This window comes from Streptomyces sp. UNOC14_S4 (assembly GCF_020740835.1).
GTDB lineage: Bacteria > Actinomycetota > Actinomycetes > Streptomycetales > Streptomycetaceae > Streptomyces.
In genome coordinates this window covers 1-7,276 of record NZ_JAINFC010000397.1, presented here as the reverse complement: position 1 = coordinate 7,276, position 7,276 = coordinate 1, and the positions used below count along the sequence as shown (strand labels likewise).

The following is a 7,276-nucleotide window of genomic DNA, read 5'->3' as shown; positions in this document are numbered from 1 at the left end:
ACCCGGAACGGGGGTCCGGGGCGGAGCCCCCAGAAAAAACTCACCCTCACCCCCACCCAGCCCGTCCGGCGTTTGAGGACACGCCCGGAGGGCGTGCCCACCCACGGCGGGGAAGCCGACCGACGACGGACGGAGCCACCCACGGGTGAGGCCTACGCCAAGTGACCCGTGTCGTTCCAGCGCTCGATCGCCGGTGCGCCGTACGCCCAGCCCAGGATCGACAGGGACGTCGGGGCCAGCCGGACCCGCGCCGCGAACGCCGCGTCGTAGCCGAGCCAGCGGGCGCAGATCGTGCGCAGGATGTGGCCGTGCGCGAAGATCAGTACGTCGCGGTCGGCCGAGCGCGCCCACTCCACGACCTCGTCCGCTCGCGCGCTGATCTGCGCGAGCGTCTCGCCCTCGGGGACCGCGTCGCGCCAGATGAGCCAGTCGGGGCGGGTCGTCTTGATCTCGGCGGGGGTCATGCCCTCGTAGGCCCCGTAGTCCCACTCCATGAGGGCGTCCCACTCGATGGCACGGTCGGCGAAGCCCGCCAGTTCGCAGGTCTCCTTGGCCCGGACCAGCGGGCTGGTGCGGATCTCGACGCCCGGCAGGCCGTCCCAGGGCTCGCGGTGCAGTCGTTCGCCCAGCAGCTTGGCGCCGCGCCTGCCCTCGTCGAGGAGGGGGATGTCCGTGCGGCCGGTGTGCTTGCCGGACAGCGACCACTCCGTCTGTCCGTGCCGGGCCAGCAGGATGCGCGGTGCCATGACGAGCGCCCCTTCAGAAAAATTCGGTGATTTTGGCTACAGATCGCGGCAGATCTGTGCAAGATCCGACAGAAATCGGCCGCTCGTCTCCATCATCGCTCACGCCCGGCGCAGGCAACCCTGCGGCTCAATCCCGGCGTCTCCCCCCTCGCGCTCCCCCACCTCCGACGGAACGGCGGGCGAACTCGGCGTTTCCGTCGAGTCGCGGGGCGGTGTGCGAAGGATGCGGCGTACACCGTACGGTTGCATGCGCGCTTGTTGGCCGCCGAACACATGCCGCCTGAACACATGGAGAGCGTCCGGATGTACCGCACCGCACCACTCGGGAAGCGGCCGCGCTGGTGGACCGAGCTGCCACTGATCGCCGTGGTGTACGCGCTGTACTCGGCGGGCCGCCTGCTGGTCCGGGGCGACGTGCAGTCGGCCGTCGACCACGGCCTGGCGATCCTCGATCTCGAGAAGAGCTTCCGAATAAATTTCGAGCACCCGCTCAACCGGCTCTTCACGGACCACCCGGCCCTCGGCATACCCGCCGACTTCGCCTACGCGTCCCTGCACTACCTCCTCACCCCCGCGCTCCTGGTCTGGGCCTTCAAGCGCCGCCCGGACGACTACCGCCGCCTGCGCAGCTGGCTGATGATCTCCACCCTCATCGGCCTCATAGGCTTCACGCTCCTGCCCACCTGCCCGCCCCGGCTGCTCGACCCCGCCGAGGGCTTCGTCGACACCATGCGGATGTACGCCGAGTACGGCTGGTGGGGCGGTGACGCCAGTGCCCCGCGCGGCCTCGGCGGGATGACGAACCAGTACGCCGCCATGCCGAGCCTGCACGTGGGCTGGGCCCTGTGGTGCGGCGTCGTGATGTTCCGTCACATGCGCTCGGCCTGGGCGAAGATCGCCGGCGTGGCCTACCCGCTGGCCATCGCCCTCGTGGTCATGGGCACCGCCAACCACTACTTCCTCGACGCCGTCGCGGGCTGCGCCGTCATGGGCGTCGGGGCGCTGCTGGCCGGGCCCACGGTACGGCTCGCCGACCGGATCCGGAGCCGTGTCTCCCGCTCCGCCGGTCCCGCCACCGAAACGTCCCGCCCGTCTGCCGGCAAGGAGGACGCGGCGGAAACCACCGGTACGCCCGCGCATGTCGGTGCCGGATGCGACACTTCGGCGGGTACAGCGCTTTCCGGGGCGTCCGCTGGGATGTCCGCCGGCTCCGGCACTCCGGCCGGGGACGGCTCCCGGGGCGCGCCGGAGAGACTTCGCGAGGCGGAGGCCAGTGACCAGTTCCCTCGACAGCCGACCCCCGGCGAGGCCGGGGACAGCCGACCCGACGGCGCTGCGGCAGCGGCTCGCTGAGCTGCGCGGGCCGGGCACCGCGGCCCGCCCGCTCGACGCCCGCGCCCTCGCGGCGCTGGCGGCGAACCCCGGCTGCCGCCGCCGGGTACTGCTCGACGGCGCCGGTATCGACAAGAGCGCGCTGGCCCGGGCGCTGGGCGCGCCCGCGTCCTTCGGACAGTCGCAGTTCGCCATGGCGCGCGGCCACTCCTTCGAGAAGCGGGTCAAGGCCGACGGCGGCACCGCGCTGGTCCGCCTGCTGCACGAGCGGCTGGGCGACGGCTCGCCCGGGCCGGAGCCCGAGTCCGTCGACGCCCCCGACCTCTGCGCCGCGGGCCCCGAAGGACGCACCGCGCGCACGGCGCTGGCCCTGCGGGACGCCACCGCCGCCGGGCGCTGGACGCTCCTGGACCACCCGATGCTGGCCCTGGACGTCGCCGGGACCCCGGCCTATCTGGAGCCCGACGCGGTGGTCGTGCACCCCGACGGCGGCTGGACCGTCGTGGAGATCAAGTCCTTCCCGATCGTCGACGGCACGGCCGACGCCGCCAAGGCGGGCGCGGCGGCCCGGCAGGCGGCGGTGTACACCCTCGCCCTGGAGCAGGTGGCGGGCAGGCTCCAGGAGCCCTCCCCGCGCGTGCACGCGCGCGTGCTCCTCGTCTGTCCCAAGGACTTCTCGAACCTCCCGGCCGCCGAGCTCGTCGACGTGCGCAAGCAGCTCGCGACCACCCGGCGCCAGCTCGCCCGCCTGTCCCTCGTCGAGGACATCGTGGCGGGCCTGCCCCCGGAGACCACCTTCGACCTGTGCCCCTCCGGGGACGGGAGCACCGTCACCCGGCCCGCCGGGGAGCTGCTGGCCGCCCTGGACGCGGTCGAGGCGGCGTACGCCCCGGAGTGCCTGGCCGCGTGCGAGCTGGCCTTCCACTGCCGCGCCCGCTCGCGCGAGGCGGGCGCGGTGGAGGCGCTGGGCCGGGGGCTGCGCGGCGAGCTGGGCGGGCTGACCACCGTCGGCGCGGCCCTAGCCGCCGCCCGGGGCGAGGCCGGCGAGGCGGACGACCCGGCCGTCGCCGCCCTCCGCCGCGCCGCCGCCCTGCGCGCGGAAGCCCTGGCCGCGGCGAGCGCGGGAGCGGAGGCCGCCGTATGACACGGACCCACGGCTCCCCCGCCCCGACGCCTCTCCCGGAGGCCGCCGTATGCCGCTGATCTCCTCGCTCGCCCGCATGGAGGCCGTACGGGACGGCAGGGCGCGCCCCCTCGCGACCGTGCGCCACCGGCACCTGGCGGAGCGGCCCCTCGTCCTCGTGCCGCTCACCACCGCCGGTGAGGCGGGCGCGCCGCTGGGTGCGCTCGTGGGCACCGACCGGGACGCCCCGCGGCTGCTGGTGGTCCCCCAGCCGCGCGACCGCGACCTGCGGTCCGCGTTCCTCGCGGAGCTGGCCGACGCGGTGCTGCCGTACGTCGAGGGCTTCGCCGACGCGGTGGAGACGGAGGTGCGCAAGGAGACCGACCCGGAGACCGGGAAGAAGGTCCCGGTCGAGGCCGAGCTGTGCGCGGACGCGCCGCAGCTGCTGGTGCCGGGTGCCGCGGGCGTGGAGTACGTACGGCTGCTGGGGCGCTCCATGCGGTTCCGCCGCACCGCCGAGGAGGACCCGGAGACCGCCCGTCCCGCACCGCCGCGCGTACCGCTGCTCGGGCGCTGGCTGACGCACTACGGGGAGCGGGCGCGGGTGCCCGGTTCGGCGCTGCTGATGTCCATGACGCAGTTGCTGTCCCGGCACTGGGCGACGGGCCAGAGCCCGCTGGAGGACCAGCACCTGGGCGCACTGCTCGCCTGGATCGACCCGCCGGAGGGGCTGACGGGCGCGGAGGCGGCACTGCGCGCGGAGCTCGCCCGGGACACCGGGGGGCTGCTGCTGTGCCCGCCCGCGGGCCCCGCGACGGACCCCGCGTTCGACAACAGGAAGCTGGCCCCGGCCATGGCCCGCTACGACCGCGCCCGCACCGAGCTCGCGGAGGTCGCGGCCGGGCCGGACAGCGGGTCCGGCAGCGGGTCCATGGCCGTCGCCCGGCGGCGTGCCGCCGAGGCCGCGCGAGGGGCCGCCGAGCGGGAGATCCGCGCCCTCCTGGAGTCCCAGTTGCGCCCCACATGGGACGCCGTGTGGCACGGTTTCGACCTGCTGCGCGCGCTGCCGGAGGGCGCGCGGGTCGCCGAGCGGTGGAAGCGCGACCGGTGGTCGTACACGACGCACCGCGACCGGGTACGGGCCGGTGAGCCGCCGCAGCCCCGGCAGGACGACGCGGTGTCCGCCGCCCGCAAGCTGGCCGTGCGGGAGACCGCGCTGGCCCGGCTGGAGGCGCAGGAGGCCCTGGACGACCCGCTGGTGATGGCCGCCCGGCGGCTCGCGGGCGAGGCGTTCGCGGGCGAGGTCACCGAGGTGGTGATGGAGTACACGGAGGCGAAGGTGCCCCGCCCGCGCCCGCTGGTGACGGTGCGCACGGACGACACCCCGCTCCTGGCCGAGGGCGCGAAGGTCCACCGCGCGCTCGGCGGGAGCACGACGGCGCAGACCGCCGAGTTCGTGGAGGCCGTGCCCGGCGAGCCGGGCCTGCTGACGGTCCGGCTGACCGGGGGCATGGGCCGGGGCAAGGTGCCCGACCCGGGCTCCGTGCCGGAGAAGGGCGACCGCGTCTGCTGGACGCTCTTCGAGCACTCCCCGCGCGGCGGCCCCGAGCTGCCCGAGCCCGAGCGGACGCCCTGGACGCACGGCGGCCCGCCGGGCGACGCCGTGGACGGACCCGACCCGCTGACCTCGGAGGACTACCTGTGAGCGCGACAGGAGCGGTACCGGGCGTGCACGCCGTTCCCGCACCGCGCGGGCGGGACGGCTTCGACCCCTCGGCGGCCGCGGCCGCCGCGACCGACGCGATCCTGCGCGACACGCTGCACGGGCCGCACCAGGGCGTCGTCGTGGACTCCCCGCCGGGCGCGGGCAAGTCGACACTGGTCGTGCGTGCCGCGCGGGAGCTGGCCGCCGCGGGCCGGCGGCTGATGATCGTCGCGCAGACCAACGCCCAGGTCGACGACCTGGTGCTGCGGCTGGCCGCGAAGGACCCGGAGCTGCCCGTCGGACGGCTGCACAGCAACGACGCCCAGCCGTACGACCGGGCGCTCGACGGCCTGCCGTCGGTGGTGACGTCGGCGAAGGCGGCCGACCTCGCGGGACTCGGTGTCGTGGTGTCCACGGCCGCGAAGTGGGCGCACACGAAGGTCACCGAGCCCTGGGGGCACGCGATCGTCGACGAGGCGTACCAGATGCGGTCGGACGCCCTGCTGGCGGTGGCCGGGCTCTTCGAGCGGGCGCTGTTCGTGGGCGACCCGGGCCAGTTGGACCCGTTCAGCGTGGTGGGTGCCGACGGTGCGGCCCAGTGGGCCGGTCTGTCGTACGACCCGTCGGCGAGCGCGGTCTCCACGCTGCTGGCCCACAACCCCGGCCTGCCGCAGCACCGGCTGCCGGTCTCCTGGCGGCTGCCCGCGTCGGCCGCGCCGCTGGTGTCGGCGGCCTTCTACCCGTACACACCGTTCCGCAGCGGCACGGGCCACGGCGAGCGGCGGCTGGCGTTCGGCGTGCCGTCGGACGGCTCGGCGGCGGACCGGGTGCTGGACGAGGCCGCGGAGTCCGGCTGGGGCCTGCTGGAGCTGCCCGCCCGGCACACGCCCAGGACGGACCCGGAGGCGGTCGGCGCGGTGGCGCTGGTCGTACGGCGGCTGCTGGACCGCGGCGGGGCGGCGACGAGCGAGCTCTCCCCGGACCCGGTGCCGCTCACGGCGGACCGCGTCGCGGTGGGCACCGCCCACCGCGACCAGGCGGCGGCCGTACGGGCCGCCCTGGCCGGGCTGGGCGTGCAGGGTGTGACCGTGGACACCGCGAACCGGCTGCAGGGCCGGGAGTTCGACCTGACGGTGGTGCTGCACCCGCTGTCGGGCCGCCCGGACGCGACGGCCTTCCACCTGGAGACGGGCCGCCTGTGCGTGCTCGCCTCGCGGCACCGGCACGCGTGCGTCGTGGTCGGCCGCGCGGGCGTCGACCGCCTGCTGGACGAGCATCCGTCGACGGACCCGGTGCGGCTGGGGGTCACGGTGAAGTTCCCGGACGGGTGGGAGGCGAATCACTCCGTGTGGGCGCACCTGTTGGAGCACCGGGTGCCCTGGCGGGCAGCCTGACGCGACGGGGTGCCGTAGCTCGGCTCTGGTCGCGCCTACCGGGGTGCGGCTTGCGCTTGGCGCGCGGCTGCGGGTCGCTGCGCGGCGCCTGCCGGGGTGCCACTTGCGCTACGCGCGCGGCTGCGGGTCGGTGGCCCGTTGCGCCCACCGGGTTGCCACCCGGGCCCGGTGCGCGGCTGCGGGTCGTCGACGGCTGGTCGCGCAGTTCCCCGCGCCCCTGATGGGGTGCCCTTGCGTCCTACCTTTCCGGTTGTGGGCAGGCGTTCCGCACGGCTGGGGGTCCCCCCGGACGGAGTCTGGGGGAGGGTGGGCACAACCGGACCACCGGCCGCAACCGACCACGCGGCTCGCTCACGTGAGAGCGAGGAAAGACCTCCGCGCTCGGCCCACTTGCGCGGCGCAGGACAATGGATGGCGGTGCAGACGATCCTGGAGGTATGTACATGTGCGAGCCGAAGCAGGCTCCCGGCGCGCGGGACGACGGCGTCACGCGTCGCCTGAGGCCCGCGCAGCTGCTCTTCGAGCCGCCCGAGGCCGTCTCCGACCCGGAGCACTTCTTCGACCTGGAGTCGATCGAGGACCCGCGGGAGCTGCTGACCCGCTCCACTGAGCTGGCACTGGCGTTCCGCGCGGCCGCCGACCGGGCGACGGAGTTCCAGGCGGTGGCAGCGGCCCAGCTCGCCGACCCCCGGCGCTTCGACCGGCTGCCGACCGCCGTGATCGCGGAGCGCGCCGAGTGGAGCGAGGACTACGCGAAGAAGATGGTCGAGTTCGGCCGTGATCTGCTGCGTGGCGGCAGCACCGTCGAGTGACCGCAGCGGCCCATGGTTCTCCCCCATGGGCCGTTGGCATATGCGCCGCGGAAGATAGCGCACCACGCACCGCGCTGTCCCGACTTCCGGGAACTACCCCCGTCGGGAGGTGACTTGGCCGGGAGCATGGAGGGCATGACCCTCCGGCCGAACGACCCCCGCCC

Annotated in this window: 6 protein-coding genes; 5 read left to right on the top strand and 1 reads right to left on the bottom strand. The window is 75.2% G+C overall.

The window, feature by feature from the left end; all coding sequences use genetic code 11:
- Positions 1-152: 152 nt before the first annotated feature.
- A complete protein-coding gene (locus K6I34_RS27640; RefSeq protein WP_229329842.1) occupies positions 153-746 on the bottom strand; it encodes a histidine phosphatase family protein in 594 nt (197 codons plus the stop codon).
- A gap of 288 nt (positions 747-1,034) precedes the next feature.
- Between K6I34_RS27640 and K6I34_RS27635 the strand changes: the two genes are divergently transcribed.
- The 5 genes from K6I34_RS27635 (at position 1,035) to K6I34_RS27615 (ending at position 7,112) form a co-directional block, all read left to right on the top strand.
- The gene (locus K6I34_RS27635; protein WP_229329840.1) at positions 1,035-2,099 is read left to right on the top strand and encodes a phosphatase PAP2 family protein; all 1,065 of its coding nucleotides are present in this window, start codon (positions 1,035-1,037) and stop codon (positions 2,097-2,099) included.
- Complete coding sequence (locus tag K6I34_RS27630; RefSeq protein ID WP_229329838.1) at positions 2,020-3,222, top strand: hypothetical protein; 1,203 nt, start codon at positions 2,020-2,022, stop codon at positions 3,220-3,222. The genes K6I34_RS27635 and K6I34_RS27630 overlap by 80 nt, the downstream gene beginning before the upstream one ends.
- A gap of 49 nt (positions 3,223-3,271) precedes the next feature.
- Positions 3,272-4,906, top strand: coding sequence for a hypothetical protein (locus K6I34_RS27625; protein ID WP_229329836.1), 1,635 nt, complete (start codon positions 3,272-3,274; stop codon positions 4,904-4,906).
- Between the two features lie 23 nt (positions 4,907-4,929).
- A complete protein-coding gene (locus K6I34_RS27620) occupies positions 4,930-6,300 on the top strand; it encodes an AAA domain-containing protein (RefSeq protein ID WP_229329844.1) in 1,371 nt (456 codons plus the stop codon).
- Between the two features lie 443 nt (positions 6,301-6,743).
- Positions 6,744-7,112: a hypothetical protein gene (locus K6I34_RS27615; RefSeq protein WP_374231031.1), complete on the top strand. Its 369-nt coding sequence runs from the start codon at positions 6,744-6,746 to the stop codon at positions 7,110-7,112.
- Positions 7,113-7,276: the final 164 nt, after the last annotated feature.

Coding starts and splice junctions, on each gene's coding strand:
- K6I34_RS27625 (WP_229329836.1), top strand. CDS start 3,272: ATGCCGCTGATCTCCTCGCTCGCCCGCATGGAGGCCGTACGGGACGGC.
- K6I34_RS27615 (WP_374231031.1), top strand. CDS start 6,744: ATGTGCGAGCCGAAGCAGGCTCCCGGCGCGCGGGACGACGGCGTCACG.
- K6I34_RS27640 (WP_229329842.1), bottom strand. CDS start 746: ATGGCACCGCGCATCCTGCTGGCCCGGCACGGACAGACGGAGTGGTCG.
- K6I34_RS27635 (WP_229329840.1), top strand. CDS start 1,035: ATGGAGAGCGTCCGGATGTACCGCACCGCACCACTCGGGAAGCGGCCG.